This is a genomic window from Psychrobacter sp. DAB_AL32B (assembly GCF_002224105.1).
In the GTDB taxonomy this organism is placed as follows: domain Bacteria; phylum Pseudomonadota; class Gammaproteobacteria; order Pseudomonadales; family Moraxellaceae; genus Psychrobacter.
On record NZ_NEXU01000118.1, the window covers coordinates 1 to 22,276 of the forward strand.

Below are 22,276 nucleotides of genomic sequence, written 5' to 3' on the forward strand. Positions count from 1 at the left end.
ATCTATATCTAACATATAATGTTTTATATGCAACGGTACAGAAAATTGCCCACTCTATAGGTTCAAAAGAAGCTTTCGAAGTCTATCGACAAATTGAAACCTCGAAAAATACTCCAGTACACTCTTTAATAAAATTATCTATTGATTTGCAGTTCAATAAGTCGTTAAACATTCAAGAGATTTTAAAATTAAATCAAAGTTTCAGTAATAATATAGTCTGTCAGAGGTTAATGAAGCAGTTTATTATCCAACATATTTATATGTATCCAGTTGGCTTTAAAGAGAAACAACAAATTGCTCAGCTACTAAAGATTCCTTTAAAGCAGCAGAGATGGCTAGAGTTAGAGAATAAAGGTAGTAGTCTAAAATTAAAAAAAATATCTAGCTGACATATTAGTTTAACAAGATTAGATAACTAAGCTAAATAAACCCCACAACAGCGTTTAAATTTCTCACCCGACCCACAAATACATGGTTGTTTTTGGCTTACAGTCATCGCTACTGTTGGGTCAAGAAAGTACCAGCGTGCATTTTTATTAGTAGGTTTATCTGCTATTTTGACAAAAGCAGATAACTCTTGATGCGCCTGTAACCCATCAGGCGTATTAAAATAGGCTTTAAACTCAACTTGCGCATGACGCTTGCCTAACTTTGGCGTATGTCGTACGATTTCTAATCCTGCCCAATCCGTCTGTTTTGCCCACGACTCGATAGCCTCAATATCAAGCAAGGCTTGCTGAGCTGGCACGGTCGTCGCTACGATATAATCTGCCTTTACCAATACAAACGCGCTATAACGCGTGCGCATCAGGCGTTCGGCACTTTCAGCTCGAGCGCCCTCACTGTTATCCGTACCGTCCTGATAAAAGTTATCATGATATGGCTGACAGCAATTGCTATAGGTCAATGCGCTGCTAACAGGGGTAAATAGCGGATGGACTTGGCAAGGGCAGGTTTTTATAGAAGGTTGCATAAGGTACTCTACTTATCGGTTAAAGCGTATTCTTTGAATTTTTAGAGATTTTACTTTGGCTGATACAACATTTTTTCTATCATCTCGGGCAATATACCCACTTTTAATTGTGCCCACGGCGTAGGGTCTCGCAGCTGTGCCCAAAACGTCTCAAAAGGTGGGGCAAAATAGACCAATAACGCAAGGATGGCATACAGCAGCAGATACCACCATTTATCTTTATGTTGATAAAACTTCATCGCCGTACCTGATGAGCGTTTCATTTTCATATTTGATAAATTCACGCTATATAACTCATCTAATGCCAAATGCACCAGCGCGCCACCAAATAAAAACAAGCCGTAAAACCAGCTAGCCGTTAATGGCAGATGCAAAACGTCATAGCTTATATAGGTCAGACCCAGCCCCAGTATCGCCATATAGGGTACGGAGTGAAGCACGCCGCGATGCACCGTCATATTAGTAAAAATAGAGAAAACTACATAGCGCATAAAGCCATAGCCTGCCAGCCATAATGCTATCAGCGCCAATAAACTCAGCTCACTGCGCCAATGCATCACCAAACCAAAGGCAAAAATGAAAGAGATAATATTAAAGCCAAGTTTAATCGGTGTTGAGTTATCAGAATCCAAATCAGGTAGCAACCCACCGATAGTGCCGAGCGCCACGCACATCAAAAACCCAGAATCATTAATCAATCCGGCTTTATAAACCGTTAGACTCAGCGTACCACTGACCATAAAGGCGACATTTAAGTGGGTATTAAAATTTGCCATAAAGATTTGCCATAAAATATCGCTAAAGAGGGCGCTCAGAGCTGCATATCTGGCAGCAAAAAAGCGCTCTATGATACCATAGACAAGACTTACCTCTAACACAGATACTCAACATGACTGCTACTGATTTAACCGTACATACGCATTCTGCTCTTCATTTTGATAAGCCATTTTCATGTGATAGCAAACTTGATGACAGCTTTGCAAAAATCGACTGGCAAGCGCCGTGGTTGTGCCACTTAAATCAATTGAGCTATGTCAGTAAAACGATAAGCCGCCTTAGTAGCTCATGTCAGCAAGTAGATACTGCTGCCGAACATGATAATCAAGCTGATATTGCTGCGCCTGATATTATCGCCAAGGTGCTGAACACCGCGATGTTGCAGCAAAATAATAAATCACAACAGCCATCACAGACGAAGCCCACACCAAATAATCACGCACATAGGCTCAGATTTGTCTCCCAAGATGCGCTACCCGAAGGCGAAGCGTACGAAAGCTTTATCGCCACAACTGGCAATATTCCGACGCGTGATAATTTGCATGATTTATTTAATGGTAGCATTTGGCTGACCTTTCCAAAAACCAAAGCGCTGCTTAACTACTACCATATGTGTGAAATTGCTAAAAAAGGTATTAGCACGAGCCGTGGGCGCGTGCGCGATACTATTACCGTATTTGATGAAAATGGGGCAGTACTGGTAACAACAGAACCTAGCATCGGTGAAGCGCTGATAGATTTCGACTGGCAAGCAAGCTTGATAACGCCGCGAGAGTGCTGGGATAATCCACAACAGATAAGTGCAGACGACAAAAATAATGCTAAGGCAGCGGTTTATATTTTCGGTCATGCCTTGCTTGAGAAACTACTGCAGCCGCGCAAACCTTTATGCGCTCACAGTGTCATTATTTATGTCAGTGCTGAGTTCTTTAAATTAAAGCGGTCAGAGCGTATAGAATATTTGGATAATCAGCTGGCTGAGTACATGCATGATTTATTATCACGAGAGGATGTGACGCCGCGCAAACTGTCACCATTACCGATTTTGGGTGTGCCACACTTTTGGGCTGAAAACGCTAATCCTAGCTTTTATGAGGACAACCAAGTCTTTCGTAGTGGTCGCCGTCAGAAAGTATAAGCTCATAGCTTGCCAATAACCGCCTAAAGCATTGTTACGGTTACGATTGTGCCACGATTCAATAACCAATTAGCGTTAACAAGTCTAGGCTTATTTGTTATGGTTATAGCAAGTGATTGTTAACGGTGTCTATGCTATACCACTTATTCAAGCAAACTATTCTACTTTCACTAGTTTTATTCAATACTTGTTAACTAAATATCAAATTTATAATAACCAAAGAAAGCTCCCATTTAGCCACCTGTTATCAAGACGAATTTTATAATTATTCATAACAACGATAAGGAAGCGACCATGAGTGATATTTTTAATGTAAAAGATACGATTGTAGTCGATGGCAAGGAACATGCCTATTATAGCTTGCCAGCGCTAACTAAAACCTATGAGAACATCAGTAAACTGCCATTCTGTATGAAAATCGTTTTAGAAAACCTATTACGTAACGAAGATGATGGTCAGTCTGTCGGTAAAAATCATATCGAAGCCGTTGCCAATTGGGATGCTGGTGCGGAAGCGTCAAAAGAGATTGCCTTTATGCCAGCCCGTGTGGTGTTGCAAGATTTTACAGGCGTGCCTTCAGTCGTCGATTTGGCGGCCATGCGTGATGCTGTCGTTGAGCTTGGTGGCAGAGCGGAGCAAATTAATCCATTTATCCCAAGTGAATTGGTCGTCGATCACTCAGTACAAGTTGACGTCTATGGCCGCGAAGATGCGCTGGATTTGAACGAAAAAATTGAATTTAAGCGTAATAACGAGCGCTATGAGTTTTTGCATTGGGGCAAAAATGCCTTTAAAAACTTCGTCGTCGTACCACCAGCGACCGGTATTGTGCATCAGGTAAACCTCGAGTATTTAGCGCGTGTTGTGATGGCCGCTGATGTCGATGGTGAGCTAACGGCTTATCCAGATACGGTATTTGGTACCGATAGTCATACCACCATGATTAATGGTATCGGTGTCCTCGGTTGGGGCGTAGGCGGTATTGAAGCCGAAGCGGCGATGCTCGGTCAACCGTCATCGATGCTGATTCCACAAGTCGTTGGTTTTGAGCTGACGGGTAAGTTAACGGAAGGCGTCACCGCTACCGATTTAGTATTACGCGTCGTTGAGATGCTACGTGCCCATGGCGTAGTTGGCAAGTTCGTCGAGTTTTATGGCGAAGGCTTACACAGCATGCCGCTTGCGGATCGAGCCACGATTGCTAATATGGCGCCCGAGTATGGCGCAACTTGTGGTATTTTCCCTATTGACCGAATGGCGATTGATTATCTGCGCTTATCAGGTCGTGAAGAAAACCAAATCGAGCTGGTCGAAAAATATGCCAAGGCGCAAGGTTTATGGCACGATGCTGATACCCCATCTGCGACCTACTCAAGTAAGCTAGAGTTAGATTTGTCTTGTGTTCAGCCAGCGCTTGCTGGTCCTAACTTGCCACAGCAGCGCATTAACCTATCTGATATGCATGAAAAATTCGGTGAAACATTAGACAAAATGACCAAAGAACGCAAATCAGAGATTGCTGGAAAAATACGCTTTGACCAAGAAGGCGGTGAGCAAGAGCAAGCCAAGACCTTAGCGGCCAAACCCAAACCTTTCTGTGCTGAAGGCAGTACGTACTGTACGGTCAAAATTGAAGATGAAGAGTATAGATTGCGCGATGGTTCCGTTGTTATCGCCGCCATTACTTCTTGTACCAATACCTCAAACCCAGCAGTGATGATTGGCGCAGGCTTAGTCGCCAAAAAAGCGGCGGCAAAAGGTCTGACGGCTAAACCATGGGTCAAGACCTCTCTTGCTCCAGGTTCAAAAGTTGTCACTGATTACCTTGAAAAAGCTAAGCTGATGGATGAACTAGAGAAAATTGGCTTTTATCTAGTTGGTTATGGTTGTACCACTTGTATCGGTAACTCAGGCCCGCTATTAGGAGCGATTGAAGGCGCTATCGAAGAAGGTGATCTGGTTGCCGCTGCGGTATTGTCAGGTAACCGCAACTTTGAAGGTCGTATTCACTCGCACGTCAAGGCAAGCTATTTAGCGTCACCACCATTGGTCGTCGCTTATGCACTGGCAGGTACCGTCGATATTGATCTAACCACGCATCCGTTAGGGCAAGATCAAGAAGGCAACGATGTTTTCTTAAAAGATATCTGGCCAACGTCGGATGAGATCAATGAGTTGATCGCTAATAATATCGATGCTGATATGTTCCGCAAAAACTACGGCGAAGTGTTTAAGGGTAGTGAAGCATGGAATGCTATTAGTTCAGCTGATAGCCAGCTATATCCATGGAGCGAAGAATCTACTTATATCAAAAACCCACCGTTCTTTGATGGGATGACCATGGAGCCAGAAGGTATCCTCGATATCGAAGGCGCGCGTATCTTAGGTTTATTCGGTGACTCAATCACCACTGATCATATCTCACCAGCCGGCAACATCGATCCAGATTCGCCTGCTGGCAAATATTTGCAAGAGCGCGGCGTGATGCAAGCCGATTTCAACAGTTATGGCTCACGACGTGGTAACGATGCGGTGATGACTCGCGGTACCTTTGCCAATATCCGTATCAAAAATACCATGATGGCTGGCAAAGAGGGCGGCTATACCTATTACTTTAATGGAGATAGTGCCACCCTACAAGATGGCGAAGAAATGGCCATCTATGATGCCGCAATGAAGTATAAAGAAGACAAGCGCCCGCTCGTGGTACTGGGTGGTGCAGAATATGGCTCTGGCTCTAGCCGTGACTGGGCAGCGAAGGGTACTATTTTACTTGGCGTAAAAGCGGTATTGACCAGCTCATTTGAGCGTATTCACCGCTCAAACTTAGTTGGTATGGGTGTGTTGCCATTGACCTTTAAAAATGGCGAGAATGCAGAAACATACAAACTAGACGGTTCTGAAGTACTGAGCATCACTGGTTTAGATAACGGCGAAAGCAAAACAGCAAAAGTCACTGCGACACGCGCCGATGGCTCGACTGAGAGCTTTGATGTTAATGTCATGCTACAGACACCAAAAGAGCGCGAATACGTGCGTCATGGCGGCGTATTGCACTATGTACTACGTCAATTGGCAGCTGAGAGTAAAGACGCTGCGTAATAGCTTGTTATTAATATGACAGAAAGCCTAATCCCTATTCTTTACTGGGATTGGGCTTTTTTATTAGGTGAAGAAAGGGGAAACAAGTATTTGAATTTTTATTTTCATTGGTTATCTGAAATTCTCATTCCAGCTCTCCTTAAATATTTTATTTAGGAATTGTTTTTTATCGATGCTACCGTCATTTTTCAAGCAAGTCTTATCGACAAAAAGATAATTCGTCCAGCTGATATTAGGAGATAGTTCATTGATTTCATTTACGATATCAACTTCACTAATTTCAGAAAAATCTCTGATAATAAGCCTTTCAGCCAGCTCTAAAAGGCGACTCTTTGTTTTATACTCTTGTGAATTCGGATACTCAGAAATTTTATCAAAAAATTTCTCATAATTGATACTCAAGTCTTCGTTTACATATTCCTCACTCCAGAATATATAATCACTCCAAAAAGGGTCGGGAGACAGTTTGTTTAGTTCAAGGTTTATTTCCATTTGCCTTGATTCTGAGCATGTGGCGTTAAGTAACTCTTCAAGTAATAATGTGATTTTTTTCTTAGCATCATCATCCATTATTGTTTTTCCTATTACCTAAAGTTATAAGGTTAGTATAAGACAAGTCAGCTTCAGCACAACTTACTGCTTTCGTATCTGTAATTCAATCTCAGGTTTGTTATATCCTTGAATCAATTCGCCATTAAATAGCATCAATGGTACCCCGCCACCGCCTAGACTTTCGTACTGTCTAAATCCTTCAGCAGAGCGTTCAATATCGTATTCGCAGTAGTCGACATTGTTTGAGGCTAGCAATTGTCTTGTCTGCTCGCAGTAGCCACACCAGACGGCACCGTATAAAACAATATCGTTTTTTTCAGAGGCGTCACAGGCGACAGAGTCTGGAGTTACGGTACTTGCGTTGATGAGATACACACAACCAATCAATACAATAACACTGAGGACACCTGAAAATATTTTCACAAAACTCATAGAACTACCTATTTATTTCTATTTTTAAGCTGATTCATTGGCAATGAGTATAGTGGGGTTAAAACATGAAGTCTAATCGCTGCTCAAAAAGAATAGAGTGAAGTGAGTTATATACAAGCTTAGCTCAAGCAAGGAAACATTAAGCCTTTTCAGTCAATAACTTAATACCTAAGCCAATAAACACCACACCGCTTATCTTATTTAAAACAACTTCTATAGTAGGATTTTTACGCAAGTTTTCACTGAATTTTGACGCTAACAATGCCAAACACAAGCACCATATAAAACCGGTTGTGGCAAAGCTTAATCCTAATAATAAAAACGACAGCATACTATTGGCATAACTGGGGTCGATAAACTGCGGGAAGAATGCGAGGAAGAATAAGGCAACTTTTGGATTGAAAGTATTGGTGATAACTCCTTGCTCATATATCTTCCATCTATCTAACGGTCGAGCAGTTGCCATCTCTTCCTCATTAGGTAAATTACTGGCAAGTAAAGGCGCTTGTTTATTCATTAGCATTTTGATACCCAAATAGCATAAATAGCTCGCACCAATATACTTCACTAGCGTAAATGCAAGTGGCGAGCTGGCTAATAGGACGGACAGCCCAAACGCAGCCAATAAAGTATGGACTAAAATCCCTGAGGTAATACCTAACACCGAATAGAACCCAGCAGTTTGTCCTTGGGACATACTACGAGTGATGATATACATACTATCGGTGCCAGGGGTTACGTTTAACAAAATAGCAGCCATGATAAACCCTAGATAATTTTCAATACCGAACATAGCCAATACTTCCTTGTGATAGCAGTGAAGCTCGATATTTTATAGAGCGCCTTTATATTGCATTCTATCAATATTTCTAACGGTTTATATAGCTTTGCTAGCACTTTACAGAAACGACAGACATAAAAAATCCCAGTCACCGTATGATGACTGGGATTTTTTATTGTTCGCTTATTAGTCTAATCTAATACTTAAAGGTGCTAAGTAAAAGTGCTAATAAGTGACGCCGAATAGTGGCGTCCCCAGGGGGATTCGAACCCCCGTTACCGCCGTGAAAGGGCGGTGTCCTAGGCCTCTAGACGATGGGGACGCATAGAGTGTTATAACCAAGCGGTTACAACGGTACTTCACAATATCAGAGAGCTTATCTATTAATAATAGAGCAAGCTGTGCCTAGGTGCTGATATCGTCCTACTAGCGAGTACTTATGTTAAAGTTTCAGTGAACTGAGCTTTGCAATAAATAGTATGGTGGAGCTAAACGGAGTCGAACCGTTGACCCCTTGCATGCCATGCAAGTGCTCTACCAACTGAGCTATAGCCCCTCGCTAAGAGTGTGCGTATTTTATGTAAGTGCAGCAGTCTTGTCAACCGCTATTTTAAAAATAATGCATAAATATGCGAAAAAGTGTGATTAAAGCTGTTTTAGCTACTTAACAAGCCCAAATTAGCGTGGGTTTTGCTTAATAGCAATCTCTTTAATGGCTTTATCGGTAAAGAATTCTTCTTCTGTACCATCTGAAAAAATAACTGCACCACATTCTGTGGGGATATATTGCCCACCTTTTTGTTGTACTGTACTGATACCTTTAAAGCCAACGATATCAGATTCCCTTAATCGATCTACATTATGATTGGTATAATTGCAATAAGCGCTATATATCCACTTTAAGTCTTCGAAGTCTTGACCGGTAGTTAAAGTTAGCTTGGCGTCGTATAGCTCTTTTACGATTGCATCATAGTATCTTTGCGCTTCTTTTAATGTGTTAAAGACATAGTCTTTGCTTTCTATCGTGACGGTTTTGGCTGCCATATTTATTTCCAATTTAGATGCTAAATAAAGAATCATTATTCGTATTCAAATAATGAGAGTAACGTAAAGAGGGGTCAGTAATAGCCTGACCCCTCTTTTTTATGCACTAATAATGTTATGAATCAACAATGTTATTAACAAACAACTAAAAAACTATTCCGCTGCCAAAAAATCAGGTAATTCAGCTGCTTGTTTCTCAAGCTTCTTAAGCTTCTTTTTACCCAAGCCGCCTAATACATCAATTGCATGACGTAAACGTATTAGCGTCATATCAGCGCCGATAATCGCCATAGAGTTCATGACTGGCGTCGATGAGGTACTACCCGCAATCGCGACAAAGAACGGTGCCATAAAGTCACGCATTTTAATATCGAGATGGGCAGCAAGACCTTTTAGGGTGGCGTAGATGTTTTCTTCCGACCACGTTGGTAAGGTTTCTAGCTGCCAAAGCGCCAGTTGTAGCATTTCTACAATTTGCTCAGCCGTTAGTGATTTATGGGTAAAGCTCTCAGCGTTGATATCAGGTAGATTTTGGAAATAAAAGCCACTCCAATTAACCGCATCAGACAGCAATTCGATACGAGGCTGAATAGCGGCGGCGATGGCGGTTAATTTATCGCTGTTACTGGCCCAAGCAAGAATTTTGTTTTTTAGCTCTTCAGGGGTTAGCGCACGTAGCCATTCTGCGTTCAGCCAGTTAAGCTTTTCGATATCGAAAATAGGACCGCCAAGTGAGACGCGCTGAATATCAAAGCTGGCAATCATCTCATCCAAGGTAAACTTTTCAGCTTCGTCAGGCATTGAGTAGCCCATACGTCCAAGGTAATTTAGCAGCGCTTCAGGTAGCACGCCAGCATCACGATAGTAGGTGATAGAAGTAGGGTTTTTACGCTTCGACAGTTTTGATTTATCTGGGTTACGCAGTAATGGCATATGGCAAAGTACGGGCATCTCCCAACCAAAATACTCATAAAGTAGCTGATGTTTCGGAGCAGAGTTCAACCACTCTTCACCGCGTAATACATGGCTGATGCCCATTAAGTGATCATCGACGACGTTGGCTAAATGATAAGTCGGCATACCGTCGGTTTTTAGCAGCACCTGCATGTCTACTTGTGTCCAAGGAATCTCAACCGTACCACGCAACATATCCTGTACCTGACAAACGCCTTCGGTTGGTACGCGCATACGAATAACGTGCGGCTTGCCATCATTTACCAATTGCTCAGTTTTCTCTGGCGCTAAATGGGCGCAGCGACCATCATAACGAGGGGTTTCGCCATTGGCCATTTGCTCAGCGCGCATGGTATCTAATTCTTCGCTAGTACAAAAACAACGAAACGCATGATTGCTATCTATTAGCTGCTCAGCGTGTTTTTTGTAAATATCACTACGTTCGCTCTGACGATAAGGCGCGTGCGGTCCACCGATGTCTGGACCTTCTGCCCAATCAAGACCGACCCAACGTAGCGCATCCAAAATCATTTTTTCAGACTGCTCGGTTGAGCGCGTTTGATCGGTATCTTCGATACGTAAAATAAATTCGCCGCCATGGGCTTTAGCAAAGGCTAAGTTAAATAAGGCGATATAAGCGGTGCCAACGTGCGGAAAACCGGTCGGTGAAGGCGCGATACGAGTACGAACAGGACGACTGCTGGTTGCAACACTTTGATTATGGCTGGAGGTTTGCATCATAGAAATCTCAGAATGTGGTTGTCAGGGGAAATGACCATTAAAATATGAATGAAAATACGACTGAAACAATAGCGGTCAAAGTAGAAAAATAGCGTAAAATATAGCGCTAGTATAACAGAGCGCGGGAATATTTTTAACGAAATACCCCTCTAGCGCTTGACTACCCGTGTATCCTTGCGATAATAATGTCAAGTAAGTCATAACTTGTTTATTTTCATCTGATTTTTTACTATTACCGGTCAAAATGACCGTCATTTACTGAGTTGTTTGTGTCCATATCGCATAGTAAGCCAAAAAATACGCCAAATTCTAAAGAAAATGCCTCTTCAGCTACTGATAACTCTGAGTCAGCGGTTCATTCGTCTGTTGCCGAAAATGTGTCTGTTGATCAGCTTGCTCAAGAGTCTGTATCACCTCAAGCTACCTCTGATGAATTAAGTTTTGTCCATGATGCGGTGCTACTGCAAGAAACAGTCGCTGCTGTTTTGGGCGTCAAATCGCTACCAAAGCAAACAGGCAGTGATGAACAAAGCAATGAAAGCCAAAATAGCTTAAAAATGAGTGGCATTTACGTCGATGCGACCTTTGGGCGTGGTGGTCATAGCCGCTTGCTATTAAGCCAACTAGCCGATGATGCAACCTTAATTGTCTTTGACAAGGATCCGACAGCGATTGCCGTTGCTCGCGAATTAGCAACTACTGATAGCCGCGTAAAAGTAGTGCATGATAGCTTTGCGACATTGACGGACAGTTTAGCGGCAATGGGCATCACCCAAGTTGATGGTTTGATGGCAGATTTGGGTATTTCATCACCGCAAATTGACGATGGTAGTCGTGGTTTTAGCTTTATGCGCGATGGTGCGGTTGATATGCGCATGGATACCAGTCGCGGGCAGTCGGTTGCCCAGTGGCTTGAGACAGTTGATGATGAAACCTTAGCCAATGTGCTTTATGATTTTGGTGAAGAGCGCCATAGCCGCCGTATTGCGCGCGCTATTAAGCAGATGGACAGTTACGACTCTACTTTGGCGTTGGCTGAAGTAATCAAGGTTGCGCATCCAAAATGGCAAAAAGGCAAACATCCAGCGACACAAAGCTTTCAAGCTATGCGAATTTTTATTAACAACGAGCTTGGTGATGTTGATGAATTTTTAGCACAAAGTATTCCTGTTTTAAAAGCAGGTGGACAGCTGGCAGTGATTAGCTTCCACTCGTTAGAGGATCGCCGTATTAAGCAGTTTTTGCAGCGTCATAGTAAAGGGCAATATCCAGAAGATGAGAATTTGCCGATGCCGCCTAACCGCCCTCGTTACTTTAGTAAGCCGAAACGTGTCGGTCCAAGTAAAGCGGAAATAAGCCATAACCCACGCTCGCGTAGTGCATGGTTACGCATGGCAACTCGTACAGATATTGACTATGTGACAGATATTCAATCGTAAAAACCCTTATTAAATTATGTGGTTTAAATATGACTGAATGTCTTAATGATTACGCGGCTGTTAAAAAGCTGTAAGCATTATCTGCTAGGCTCGGCAGTTGCTTTGGTTCTGATTTTATCGCTTGGTTTTACTTTTATTGTTTTACTTTTATTGATGGTGCTGATGAGTGCTGAGGTTTATATAACTCACAACAGAACTCATAACCAGTTATCGCTTCTTATATGTTGTAGTTCACTTTTTTGAGATGGTCATGGCAATATCTGACAAACCTGCAAGCCGCCGCGCCGCCACGCCACCCAATGCCGATGTTGGCGAGCTATTTGTGCGTAAATTTAAGTTATCAAATATTTATGTGGCCATATTAATATTGTTAGCGGCTGCTATTGTATGGAGTGGTATTAAAACGGCCGAAGGCGTTCAGCAATATCATCAGGATTATAAGACCTTGCAAGACATGAAAAAACAAGAGCGCAAGCTACAAGTTGAACATCAGCGCTTGCTTATTGAGCAGCAGACTTTTAGTGCGACGCCGCAAATTGCCAGTCGTGCGGTTGCTGAGTTGGGTATGTTTTCACCAACCCTCACAGACAAGCTGATTATCCAGCCGGGTGCTGCAACCGCTGTTGCACTGGTTGACCCTGATGCCAGTACCTCAGACGTCGTAGCAGCCAATGATTCAGATATTATCGAAACTGATGTTGCCAATGATACGGCTAATGATACTGCTAATGGTGCGGCGAGTGATGCAGCCGTTGAGGTTTCTGCGACCGATTCTGAGCTAGCGGAGGCAGGACAATGAGTGATAAAAAGCCCAACGCCAATACTGCTAAAACCGCTGCAAAGAATGCCAGCAAAAAGTCAGCCAGCGGCAAGGTTACTAAGCCGCTACGCCGTGCTAGTGCTGCAAAGTCTGGGCAAACGAGCAGTAAACCTGATAATAAATCATCCGACAGTCGCAAAGCCAAGCTGTTTGGTCGCTTAAAAAATAATGAAGAGCAGGGTGCTTATACCAGTGTCAAAAACCTAAAAAGTAAAAGAACAATTTTGGGTAAAGCGTCTGGCGCATCCTCACGCGGCGGCGTTGAGCAGGATAAAAACCGCTTTCGTCTGATTTGGGCAATAGCGCTTATTATTTTAGTAGCGCTCATCGGTCGTGCTTACTATATTCAAGTTCTCAACACTCAGTTTTATCAAGATAAGGGCAATGAGCTTATCACCAGTGTGCGCACGCAAAGCTCCTATCGCGGCATGATTACGGATCGCAACGATCTGCCATTAGCCGTTAGTGCGCCACTGGCGACGGTATCTTTTAGCCCGCATGATTATGCCCGCGAGTATTATGAGCTTAAGCGCATTATTATTACCAATCCTGAGAGTCCGCAGCTCATCGCACGTATGCAGAAGCGCTTGGATAATATGGATTTGACCACCCTAGCTGCTGCTGCCAATATTTCAGTTACTGAGCTAAAAAAAGTCACTGCTATCGACGATAGTATCGATGTGACTGATGAAGTAGCGGTCAAAGCGGCGCTGCCATCGGGTGCAGGCTCGCATTATTTGCCACTATTGAATAAAGTGACGCCGGAGATTGCCCAAAGTGTCAGCTCGCTTGATTTTCCTGGTGTCAATGAGAAAAACTTCTTTCAGCGTTATTATCCGCAGCCGCAACCCAATTCTCAATTGCTGGGTTTTATGGGGCAAAATGCCAACGATCCTGAAGGTGGTTACGAGGGGCGTGCTGGTATCGAACGTCAGTATGAAAAAGAGCTGGCGGGCGATGATGGTAAAGTTTTGGTACTTAAAGATGCCAAACAAAACAGTCTTAAAGAAATTAAACAGATTGAGCCAGAAGTGCCGGGCAAAGATGTGAAGTTGACCATTGATTCACGTCTACAATATTTGCTTTATAAGGAGCTTGAAAAGGCGGGGCGTTTGCAAAAAGCGCGCTGGTCAACGGGTATGGTGGTCGATGTACAAACCGGTGAAGTACTGGCGCTATCGACATGGCCGTCATTTAACTCCAATAACCTGAATGAGATGACCGGTGAAAATCAGCGTAACCGTGCGCTCCTTGATGTCTTTGAACCCGGTTCAGTCATGAAGCCATTTACCGTGGCTGCGGCTTTAGATTCAGGGAAATATACGGCCACCACCTTGATCGATACCAATCCTGGCTCTATCCGTGTCCGTGGTTATACGATTCGTGACCATAACAATCTCGGGCGGATCACGATGGCAACGCTACTACAGAAATCGAGTAACGTCGCCTCGACCAAGATTGCTTTGTCTCTACCGCCTGATGGCATTACCAATATGCAAAAACAGTTTGGCTTTGGGACAAAAACACCGCTGCAGTTCCCAGGTGAAGGTAGTGGGCTGGTGGTCACACCAAAAGAAAAAGAAACCTCAAGACGTGCAACAGTCAGTTATGGCTATGGTATACAAGTGACGCTGGCACAGGTAGCGCAAGCTTACTCAGCGCTGGCGGCAGGTGGCGTGATGCATCCGCTAACGTTGACTAAAAATGACAAAGCGCAGCCAAGTAAACGTATTATGGCGCACGAACAGGCAATGGCCATCGTCCAGATGATGGAAAGTGTCACTGAGAATGGTGGTACTGCTAAAGGTGCGGCCATTGATGGCTATCGCGTTGCCGGTAAAACAGGTACTTCACGCCGTATCAATCCGAAGGGTGGTTATTATACCGATCAGTATCGTAACGTCTTTGCTGGTATGGCGCCAGCGTCGAATCCACGGCTAGTCGGTGTTATGTTAATCGAAGACCCACGCGGGCAGATTTATGCCGGTTTAACAGTGGCACCCGTCTTTCATAATGTCATGAAAGAGGCGCTGCGTTTATATAATGTGCCTTTGGATAAACCGTTAAAAACCGAAGCTCAGTAGTCGTAGCGGTCTTTTTTTAATGTTCAGTTTTTAACTATTTGATTTGTTTTAACCGTTTAGGATTTGCCAATGACCATGTCACCCTCATCGCCAAGCAGCGTTACTGTCACCTTGCAGCAGCTGATTGAAGCCAGCGGCAGTAATAATCGCAGCTTACAGCAAGCATTAACCGCGATGTTAAAGGCATCTATGCATAGTTCATCGAATCAAATGGCTTCGGTTGTCAACATTCCATTCCAGCAGTTTCGTTTAGACAGCCGTCAGCTAACCAGCAATGACGTGTTTGTATTATTAAAAAGCCAAATCGCAAATTGTCAAAAAAGTCGTGACTATCTTTATCAAGCCGCTAACAATGCGGCTTTTATCCTATCAGAAATTGATCCTATCGCTTTGCTTACTAAGGCCAATGTGCCGCCTCATGCCAATATTATACTGACGACTGAGCAATCGCAGCCTTCAGCCAAGCAGCAATTAGCATCGCTGTCTTGCCCCGTATTATATGTGCCCAATATTCGTGATTTTTTAGGTAGTCTGATCCAAGCACGTTTGCAGTATCAGCAACCAGTAAAACTACCTGCGGTGATAGCCGTGACAGGCACTAATGGCAAAACGACCATCAGTCAATTGGTGGCGCAACTCACCCAGCTAACCGGTATGAGCAGTGCCGTTATGGGTACGGCGGGTAATGGTAAGCTTGGCGCCTTGGTTCAGGCCAGTCATACCACGGGTGACGCATTAGCCGTACAGCAGTTTTTGTATCAAATGGGCAGCGAAAGTGCTGAGCTACTGGCATTAGAAGCCAGCTCTCATGGTTTGGATCAGCAGCGTTTACAAGGCATGCCAGTGTCGGTGGCGATTTATACCAACTTGAGCCGTGATCATTTAGATTATCACGCTGACATGGCAGAATATGCAGCGGCCAAAGCCAAACTATTTGATAAAGCACACTTTCCAGAGTTGACCCATGCCATTATCAATATAGATGACGAGTATGCGCAGATGATGCTTGATACGGCGCACGCCAGTAATTTGACAGTGTGGACATATAGCTTAGAGCCATCAAAAACGGCTACCTTTGTCGCTGCTGATATCAAGCCAAGTTTACAAGGTGTCGAGATTAGCCTGCGTACAGATTTCGATGATGGGAAAGTTAATAGTTTAGATATCGTCAGTCCATTACTCGGACGTTTTAACGTGGCGAATTTGCTGGCGGCGATTGCCGCTTCAGTGGCACTTGGTGCTAATACGGATAACGATATTGGTGTTGATAATGATATTAACGACAACATTGAGCGCATTACCGCAGTTGTCCCACAACTGCAAGGCGCTATTGGGCGTATGCAGCGCGTACCGTCTAATGATGGCTGTTTTATCGTTGATTATGCCCATACGCCTGATGCCTTAAGTCAGGTATTGACCAGTCTAAAAACCCATTGTAAAGGTCAGTTATGGGCAGTGTTTGGCTGTGGCGGTGACCGTGATACAGGCAAGCGCCCATTGATGGCGCAAGCAGGGCTGGTAGGCGCGGATAAAGTCATATTGACAGCGGACAATCCACGTACTGAAGACCCCAACGCGATTTTGCAAGATATGCAAGCAGGGATGAGCACTGAGCAATATCAGCGCACCCATATTGAGCCTGCGCGCCAAACAGCGATTGAATATGCGGTCAGTCAAGCAGCTGCTGATGATATCGTGGTTATCGCTGGCAAAGGTCATGAGACTTATCAAGAAATTAATAACGTCCGTTATGATTTTGATGATAGCGTGATTTTGCATAACGCTTTGGCGCAGGCTGGACGAATATAAGTCATAGCTATTGCGAACAGTTTTTTAATTTCTCCAAATAATTTTAATATTTAACGATAAAAATAAGTAATCATCATATAAGGTAATCACTATGACAGCCGACAACGATAACACCATTCAGTCGCAAGGGCTGTATGTTTGGCAAGTCGAGAATTTGCTCGCGGCGACAGCGGCACTTGATGGGCATTGGCAGCCAGATACAGGGCAAGCAGAATCCAGTAATACTATTGCAGACACGAACAAGCAAGTGACAAGCATTCGTATCGCCACTGATACCCGTACAATAAAAACTGGTGATATCTTTTTAGCCCTGAGCGGTGATAATTTTGATGGTCACGATTATATTGAGTTGGCCGCATCACAAGGTGCGGTAGCGGCAATCGTCTCTCGTCCCATCTCTACTAATATCCCACAGCTAATCGTTAGTGATACCCGTTTAGCGTTAGGGCAATTGGCCGCTTATCGTCGTCAGCAGCATAAAGACTTAACGGTCATTGCCATTACAGGCTCAAGTGGTAAAACTACCTGTAAAGAGATGCTGGGTAGTATCTTTGGTAGATTGGCACCGACATTGATTACGCGTGGCAACCTAAATAATGACTTGGGTGTACCGATGATGCTACTTGAGCTATCGGATCATCATCGCTATGCCATCTTGGAATTGGGCGCCAATCATATTGGTGAGATTGCTTATACAGCTGAAATTGTCCAACCTGATGTGGCTTGTATCCTAAACATTGGCACCGCGCATTTGGGTGAATTTGGTAGTCGTGACGGTATTTGTCAAACTAAAGCAGAGATTTATCATACCTTGAATGATAGCCAATTTGCGATTGTGCCTGATAAAGACGACTTTACTAATCAGTTACGCCGTATTGCGGAAACGCATACCTCACATGTGATTGGTTTTGGTAATACTGACGTCAGCGCCAGCCATTTAGATGTTGAGCCTGAACGCAGTGAGTTTAAATTACATATTGGCAACCAAGTTCACGATATCAATCTGCCATTAGCGGGAGAGCATAACGTCAATAACGCCTTGGCGGCTGCTGCTTGTGCGCATGCGTTAAATATTGACATTAATGACATTGTCATCGGGCTTGAAAACGCCCGTCCTGCTAAAGGACGCTTGAATAGTCAGCTGCTTGGCATGCATCGCTTGATTGATGACACCTATAATGCCAATCCCCATTCGGTACGTGCGGCTGCTAAAGTATTGGCGGCGCAAACTGGCACGCAAGTGATGGTGTTAGGCGATATTGCTGAGCTGGGCGAGGCGGCAGTTAGCGAACACCAAAGCTTGGGTCGGACTATCGCTACCACGGGTATCAATGTACTGCTTTGTGTGGGTGAGTATGCACCTTATACCGTAGCAGGTGCGCAAGAAATTTCTGATATCAGTGCTCATGCGTTTAATGACAAAGACAGTTTATTACAGTATTTACAGCCGTATTTACAAGCGCAACAGGCTCAGCCTTGTACTGTGTTGTTCAAAGGCTCTCGTTCCATGGAAATGGAAACACTTATCAATGCGCTAGTAGAGGAGTAGGCGGTGTTAGTTTGGTTGTTTGGCTGGCTTGGTCAGTATTATACCCCGTTTTCTGCGGTTTCTTCTTTGACGCTGCGCGCGTTGCTGGCGGTCATTACCGCCCTTGCCTTTAGTATGATTTTTGGTAGTCGCGTCATTCGGCGCTTGAAAGCGCTAAAGTATGGTCAGGCGATTCGTAATGATGGTCCGCAATCGCATTTGCTCAAAACTGGCACCCCGACCATGGGTGGGGTGCTGATTTTAAGTGCGATTGGAGTGTCGACCTTACTCTGGGCACGTTTGAATAATCCTTATGTTTGGATTTTGCTCATCGTGATGATTATTTTTGGCGCGGTAGGCTGGGCGGATGATTGGCTCAAAATTAAATATAAAAACCCCAAAGGCTTAATCGCTCGCAAAAAATACTTTTGGCTATCCATGGGCGCATTATTCGTCGGTATTTCTTTATATTATATCGCGACGTTACAGCCGGATATCGCTACGACTCGCGAAATGCAAGATTTACTAATACCTATCTTTAAAGATTGGATGATTCCATTTTCAGCCGTACCGTTTGGAATTGGTTTTATTATCTTTACCTATTTTGTGATTAATGGTGCCTCTAACGCCGTCAACTTGACCGATGGCTTGGATGGCTTGGCTATTTTACCGGTGGTCTTAGTTGCGGCAGGTTTAGGCGCTATGGCATATGTCTCTGGTGACGTACGCTTTGCTGATTACTTGCATGTGCCTTATATTGCCTATAACTCTGAGGTGATTATTGTCTGTGGGGCGATGATTGGCGCAGGGCTTGGCTTCTTATGGTTCAATGCTCATCCAGCGCAAGTATTTATGGGTGATGTGGGTGCGCTGTCACTGGGCGCGATGCTCGGTACGATTGCTGTCATGACCCGTCAAGAAATCGCTTTTGCGATTATGGGTGGACTCTTTGTCGCTGAAGCACTGTCGGTAATAGTACAAGTGGGTTCGTATAAGTTACGCAAAAAACGTGTCTTTCGTATGGCACCGCTGCATCATCACTTTGAAGAGATTGGCTGGAAAGAAACCCAAGTGGTCGCAAGGTTTTGGATTATCGCCATCATCCTTGTTATCCTTGGATTGATGACGTTAAAGCTGCGTTAAGACAGCATGACTCTTATTAATGATAGACAGTTCAACATAAAAAAGATGCATTTAAAATAGCGTTCTGCTGGTATAAATCTTCCTCGCCTGCTGTACGCTGAGCGTTCCAAAGGCTTCGAAAAATTCATCCCAGCAGCACTGTTTTATTTTTAAAGTGAATTGACGGTATGTTATTAAAAAAGCCATCTCAAATTTATTGAGATGGCTTTTTTGTTTCCTATGTTATCTTATCTTTTCTCATGCCTTTTATTACTTACTGAGCATGAACTTTGATAAAATGTCAGCCATATTGTTATGACTTTGAGATGCTTGTGTCCTTATTTATTTGTCCCCTTTGTCAGTCACCACTACAGCCCGCAATAGATACATGGCGCTGTGATGGTAGCTTGCACCCGAAGCAAACAACTCATCCATTTGATGTGGCGCGTCAAGGTTATGTCAACCTGCTGCCTGTCCAACAAAAAAAGTCTAAAGCCCCCGGTGACAGCCAAGCGTCCATCGAGGCGCGAAAGCGCTTTTTAAATGCAGGGCATTATCAGCCATTACAGGCGCTTATTTGTCAAAAAATGACGGAGTTACTGGCGCAAAATGAGTCAGCCACTAAGCCAATAGCTAAGCAAGATAAAGAGCTTGTCCATTGGTTAGATATTGGTTGCGGGGAAGGCTATTATACGCAGGCAATGGCACAAACTGGCATGGATATCCTCCTTGCTGCAGACATTAGTAAACCTGCTGTGCTAGAGCTTGCCAAAGCCAGCAAAGCAGCAGCTCGTCTTTGGTCTCAGCAAAATAATCATGATGGCTTTAAAATAGCTGACGGCTCTAAAACAGCAGCGATTTATCCAATAGTAACCAGCGCCGCCAATTTACCATTACGCGCGCATAGTGTGACGGGGATTAGCAGTATTTTTAGTCCTATCTTGCCAAAAGCATTTAATGAAGTGTTAAGCGATGAGGGTTATTTAATCATTGCTAAGCCAGATGTTGGGCACTTAGCGACGATGCGTGACGCTTTATTTGATGACGTCCGTGAGCATGATTCTGATAAGTTTTTGCAGGAATTAGCCCCATATTTTACGCTGATAAATACTTGTCGCGTCAGTACTGAACTGACATTATCAGAGGATGATTTAGCTGACTTACTGACCATGACGCCTTATGCATACCGTGCGCGTAGTGAAAAAAGACAAGCGCTATTAGCAAAAGTTGCGACACAATCATTCGTAACCGAAGCAAAATTTATCGTCTATATTTTACAAAAAAAGTAGTGTCATAAGACTAATCTTACATTTGATTCACTTTTAAAAGAATACAGCACTGCTGGGATTAATTATTCGCAGCCTCTGTCTGCATAGGCACAGCAAGCAAGAAAAATGAATCCCAGTAGTGCGTTATAATATTGTGTTTCTGTTATTTACGACTGACTACATTAAGTTGTAACTTATCAAACATGGTTTATAAAACTGGCCCCATTGTGGCAATGACGTTATTCCAAATCCTATAAGACAGCGGCCAGTTTTTGACTTCCTCACGTGTGACTTCATCTGAGTCAGCGATATACTGATACTGGCGCTGCATAATGTCAGCCGTGAGCGCGGTATCGCTAAAAACAATATTGTTTTCATAGTTCAAATCAAAGCTACGCAAATCTAAATTGGTCGAGCCAATCAAACTGACTTCACCATCGACCGTGAGGGTCTTTGCGTGTAGTAATCCTGGCTTATACTCATAAATTTTTACTCCAGCTTCAAGTAATTGCCAATAATAACTATGACTGGTCGCGGCGACGATAAAGGAGTCGTTGTTTTGAGGAAAAATCATCGTGACATCAACCCCGCGATAGGCGGTTGCGCATAAGATACTAACTAGGGAGTAATCCGGTACAAAATAGGGCGTAGAGATAATCAGTGTGTGCTGCGCTTGACTAATCAATGTACCCAAAAACTGCGGCGTGGTGCCGTGGCGCTGGGTCGGACCATCTGAAAAAACTTGGGCAGGAAAGCCATTAAGCTTTGGTGTGCTATCGTAAAAAAAGCTATCGAGTGGGGTATCGGGATTTTCAATCAGCCAGTCACTGGCAAACAGCATCTGATTTTGCCCAACGATGGGTCCTTCGATGCGCAGCATAATATCGACCCACGGCGCATATTTTGGTTTTACGCGAAACTCAGGATCGGCACAATTACGACTACCGGAGTAGCCAATATTGCCATCAATCACGGTAATCTTGCGGTGATTACGCAAGTCAATACGACTAAAAAATAATACTTTAAAAATATTCTTAATCGGTAGTGCCACACTGACTTGTACGCCAGCGTCTATCATTTCCTGCCATATCTTTGAGCCTACCATCTTACGTGAACCCATGCCATCGACCATCGCGCGACACGTGACGCCACGCTTTGTAGCTCGGATAAGTGCTTGAGCCGTATCAATCCCCATGCCATCGACGAGCCAAATATAATACAGCACGTGAATATGATCGGTCGCTGCGTCAAAATCGGCAATCATGCGTCTGCGGGTCTCAGTAGCATCCGCCATTAGCTCAGCGCTATTACCTACGGTAGTCTGAAAGCCTGTAGCTTTTGCAGAGTAGGCAAAAGCCGCTTGATACTCAGGCTTCACCACCTTTGCTAATATTATCTCGCTACCCAGAACGGCTGGGTTATGAGCATTTAACCTATCAATAATTTTTTTACGTTTTTGCGTAAAGTCACGACCCAAATGCACTTCACCGAACATCCAGTAAATCAGCACGCCAAAATAAGGCAAAACGAATAAGACGACAATCCACGCCAATCTCGCAGGCGAGGTCAAATCATGACGAGATAAGACCCGTAAAGAAATCAGTACCAGCAGGATAAAATGTAGGGTCAATAAGATATCTAATATCACAACGCCGTCCTTTATTATTATTTTAAAATCAAATGTGCCTTATTGGTAATGCTGGCTTATTCTG

The 22,276-nt window shown here is 43.8% G+C and carries 17 protein-coding genes, 2 tRNA genes and 1 pseudogene; 10 read left to right on the forward strand and 10 right to left on the reverse strand.

What is annotated here, in order from left to right; genetic code table 11:
- Positions 1-389: pseudogene (locus tag CAN34_RS14290) on the forward strand (toll-Interleukin receptor); the annotation flags it as partial.
- Between the two features lie 26 nt (positions 390-415).
- On the opposite strand, the gene CAN34_RS12790 reads toward CAN34_RS14290, so the two are convergent.
- Together CAN34_RS12790 and CAN34_RS12795 are read right to left on the reverse strand one after the other, a co-directional pair.
- Positions 416-973, reverse strand: coding sequence for a YchJ family protein (locus CAN34_RS12790; protein ID WP_089555945.1), 558 nt, complete (start codon positions 971-973; stop codon positions 416-418).
- Between the two features lie 50 nt (positions 974-1,023).
- Positions 1,024-1,749, reverse strand: coding sequence for a metal-dependent hydrolase (locus CAN34_RS12795; protein WP_089555975.1), 726 nt, complete (start codon positions 1,747-1,749; stop codon positions 1,024-1,026).
- Positions 1,750-1,862: 113 nt separating this feature from the next.
- Between CAN34_RS12795 and CAN34_RS12800 the strand changes: the two genes are divergently transcribed.
- Positions 1,863-2,888, forward strand: coding sequence for a DUF3025 domain-containing protein (locus CAN34_RS12800; protein ID WP_089555946.1), 1,026 nt, complete (start codon positions 1,863-1,865; stop codon positions 2,886-2,888).
- 294 nt (positions 2,889-3,182) lie between these two features.
- Positions 3,183-5,990, forward strand: coding sequence for an aconitate hydratase AcnA (gene acnA, locus CAN34_RS12805; protein ID WP_089555947.1), 2,808 nt, complete (start codon positions 3,183-3,185; stop codon positions 5,988-5,990).
- 111 nt (positions 5,991-6,101) lie between these two features.
- Here acnA and CAN34_RS12810 read toward each other — a convergent pair whose 3' ends face one another.
- From CAN34_RS12810 to gltX, 7 genes are all read right to left on the reverse strand, one after another.
- Positions 6,102-6,560, reverse strand: coding sequence for a hypothetical protein (locus CAN34_RS12810; RefSeq protein WP_089555948.1), 459 nt, complete (start codon positions 6,558-6,560; stop codon positions 6,102-6,104).
- Between the two features lie 63 nt (positions 6,561-6,623).
- Positions 6,624-6,974, reverse strand: a complete 351-nt coding sequence (locus tag CAN34_RS12815) for a glutaredoxin family protein (protein WP_089555950.1) — start codon at positions 6,972-6,974, stop codon at positions 6,624-6,626.
- A 139-nt stretch (positions 6,975-7,113) separates the two neighbouring features.
- On the reverse strand, positions 7,114-7,767 hold the full coding sequence (locus tag CAN34_RS12820) for a LysE family translocator (RefSeq protein ID WP_089555951.1): 654 nt from the start codon (positions 7,765-7,767) through the stop codon (positions 7,114-7,116).
- A 234-nt stretch (positions 7,768-8,001) separates the two neighbouring features.
- Positions 8,002-8,077 (reverse strand) — tRNA-Glu (locus CAN34_RS12825).
- Positions 8,078-8,235: 158 nt separating this feature from the next.
- Positions 8,236-8,311, reverse strand: a tRNA-Ala gene (locus CAN34_RS12830).
- A gap of 122 nt (positions 8,312-8,433) precedes the next feature.
- A complete protein-coding gene (locus CAN34_RS12835) occupies positions 8,434-8,799 on the reverse strand; it encodes a hypothetical protein (protein WP_089555953.1) in 366 nt (121 codons plus the stop codon).
- A gap of 153 nt (positions 8,800-8,952) precedes the next feature.
- Entirely contained in the window at positions 8,953-10,491 is a 1,539-nt protein-coding gene (gene gltX / locus CAN34_RS12840; RefSeq protein WP_089555955.1) for a glutamate--tRNA ligase, read from the reverse strand.
- A 380-nt stretch (positions 10,492-10,871) separates the two neighbouring features.
- On the opposite strand from gltX, the gene rsmH reads away from it, so the two are divergent.
- The 7 genes from rsmH to CAN34_RS12880 all read left to right on the forward strand — a co-directional run bounded on the left by rsmH (position 10,872) and on the right by CAN34_RS12880 (position 20,585).
- On the forward strand, positions 10,872-11,933 hold the full coding sequence (rsmH, locus tag CAN34_RS12850; RefSeq protein WP_254423192.1) for a 16S rRNA (cytosine(1402)-N(4))-methyltransferase RsmH: 1,062 nt from the start codon (positions 10,872-10,874) through the stop codon (positions 11,931-11,933).
- Between the two features lie 250 nt (positions 11,934-12,183).
- Positions 12,184-12,732 (forward strand): cell division protein FtsL, encoded by a 549-nt coding sequence (locus CAN34_RS12855; protein ID WP_089555958.1) that lies wholly within the window; start codon positions 12,184-12,186, stop codon positions 12,730-12,732.
- The gene (locus tag CAN34_RS12860) at positions 12,729-14,837 is read left to right on the forward strand and encodes a penicillin-binding protein 2 (RefSeq protein ID WP_089555959.1); all 2,109 of its coding nucleotides are present in this window, start codon (positions 12,729-12,731) and stop codon (positions 14,835-14,837) included. Before CAN34_RS12855 ends, CAN34_RS12860 begins: the two co-directional genes overlap by 4 nt.
- A 69-nt stretch (positions 14,838-14,906) precedes the next feature.
- Positions 14,907-16,646, forward strand: a complete 1,740-nt coding sequence (locus tag CAN34_RS12865) for a UDP-N-acetylmuramoyl-L-alanyl-D-glutamate--2,6-diaminopimelate ligase (protein WP_089555961.1) — start codon at positions 14,907-14,909, stop codon at positions 16,644-16,646.
- A gap of 91 nt (positions 16,647-16,737) precedes the next feature.
- Entirely contained in the window at positions 16,738-18,195 is a 1,458-nt protein-coding gene (murF, locus tag CAN34_RS12870) for a UDP-N-acetylmuramoyl-tripeptide--D-alanyl-D-alanine ligase (RefSeq protein ID WP_089555962.1), read from the forward strand.
- A 3-nt stretch (positions 18,196-18,198) separates the two neighbouring features.
- Entirely contained in the window at positions 18,199-19,317 is a 1,119-nt protein-coding gene (gene mraY / locus CAN34_RS12875; protein ID WP_089555964.1) for a phospho-N-acetylmuramoyl-pentapeptide-transferase, read from the forward strand.
- A gap of 305 nt (positions 19,318-19,622) precedes the next feature.
- Positions 19,623-20,585: a putative RNA methyltransferase gene (locus CAN34_RS12880; RefSeq protein ID WP_089555966.1), complete on the forward strand. Its 963-nt coding sequence runs from the start codon at positions 19,623-19,625 to the stop codon at positions 20,583-20,585.
- Positions 20,586-20,772: 187 nt separating this feature from the next.
- On the opposite strand, the gene cls is transcribed toward CAN34_RS12880, so the two are convergent.
- Positions 20,773-22,212 carry a cardiolipin synthase gene (gene cls, locus CAN34_RS12885; RefSeq protein WP_089555967.1) on the reverse strand — a complete coding sequence of 480 codons (1,440 nt, stop codon included), beginning with the start codon at positions 22,210-22,212 and terminating at the stop codon, positions 20,773-20,775.
- Positions 22,213-22,276 lie beyond the last annotated feature (64 nt).

What these genes read in the sequence shown, in the direction of transcription:
- CAN34_RS12810 (WP_089555948.1), bottom strand. Translation starts at nt 6,560, where the DNA reads ATGGATGATGATGCTAAGAAAAAAATCACATTATTACTTGAAGAGTTA.
- CAN34_RS12880 (WP_089555966.1), top strand. Translation starts at nt 19,623, where the DNA reads ATGCTTGTGTCCTTATTTATTTGTCCCCTTTGTCAGTCACCACTACAG.
- acnA (WP_089555947.1), top strand. Translation starts at nt 3,183, where the DNA reads ATGAGTGATATTTTTAATGTAAAAGATACGATTGTAGTCGATGGCAAG.
- CAN34_RS12790 (WP_089555945.1), bottom strand. Translation starts at nt 973, where the DNA reads ATGCAACCTTCTATAAAAACCTGCCCTTGCCAAGTCCATCCGCTATTT.
- CAN34_RS12860 (WP_089555959.1), top strand. Translation starts at nt 12,729, where the DNA reads ATGAGTGATAAAAAGCCCAACGCCAATACTGCTAAAACCGCTGCAAAG.
- CAN34_RS12865 (WP_089555961.1), top strand. Translation starts at nt 14,907, where the DNA reads ATGACCATGTCACCCTCATCGCCAAGCAGCGTTACTGTCACCTTGCAG.
- CAN34_RS12820 (WP_089555951.1), bottom strand. Translation starts at nt 7,767, where the DNA reads ATGTTCGGTATTGAAAATTATCTAGGGTTTATCATGGCTGCTATTTTG.
- murF (WP_089555962.1), top strand. Translation starts at nt 16,738, where the DNA reads ATGACAGCCGACAACGATAACACCATTCAGTCGCAAGGGCTGTATGTT.
- CAN34_RS12855 (WP_089555958.1), top strand. Translation starts at nt 12,184, where the DNA reads ATGGCAATATCTGACAAACCTGCAAGCCGCCGCGCCGCCACGCCACCC.
- CAN34_RS12815 (WP_089555950.1), bottom strand. Translation starts at nt 6,974, where the DNA reads ATGAGTTTTGTGAAAATATTTTCAGGTGTCCTCAGTGTTATTGTATTG.
- CAN34_RS12835 (WP_089555953.1), bottom strand. Translation starts at nt 8,799, where the DNA reads ATGGCAGCCAAAACCGTCACGATAGAAAGCAAAGACTATGTCTTTAAC.
- gltX (WP_089555955.1), bottom strand. Translation starts at nt 10,491, where the DNA reads ATGCAAACCTCCAGCCATAATCAAAGTGTTGCAACCAGCAGTCGTCCT.
- CAN34_RS12795 (WP_089555975.1), bottom strand. Translation starts at nt 1,749, where the DNA reads ATGGCAAATTTTAATACCCACTTAAATGTCGCCTTTATGGTCAGTGGT.
- CAN34_RS12800 (WP_089555946.1), top strand. Translation starts at nt 1,863, where the DNA reads ATGACTGCTACTGATTTAACCGTACATACGCATTCTGCTCTTCATTTT.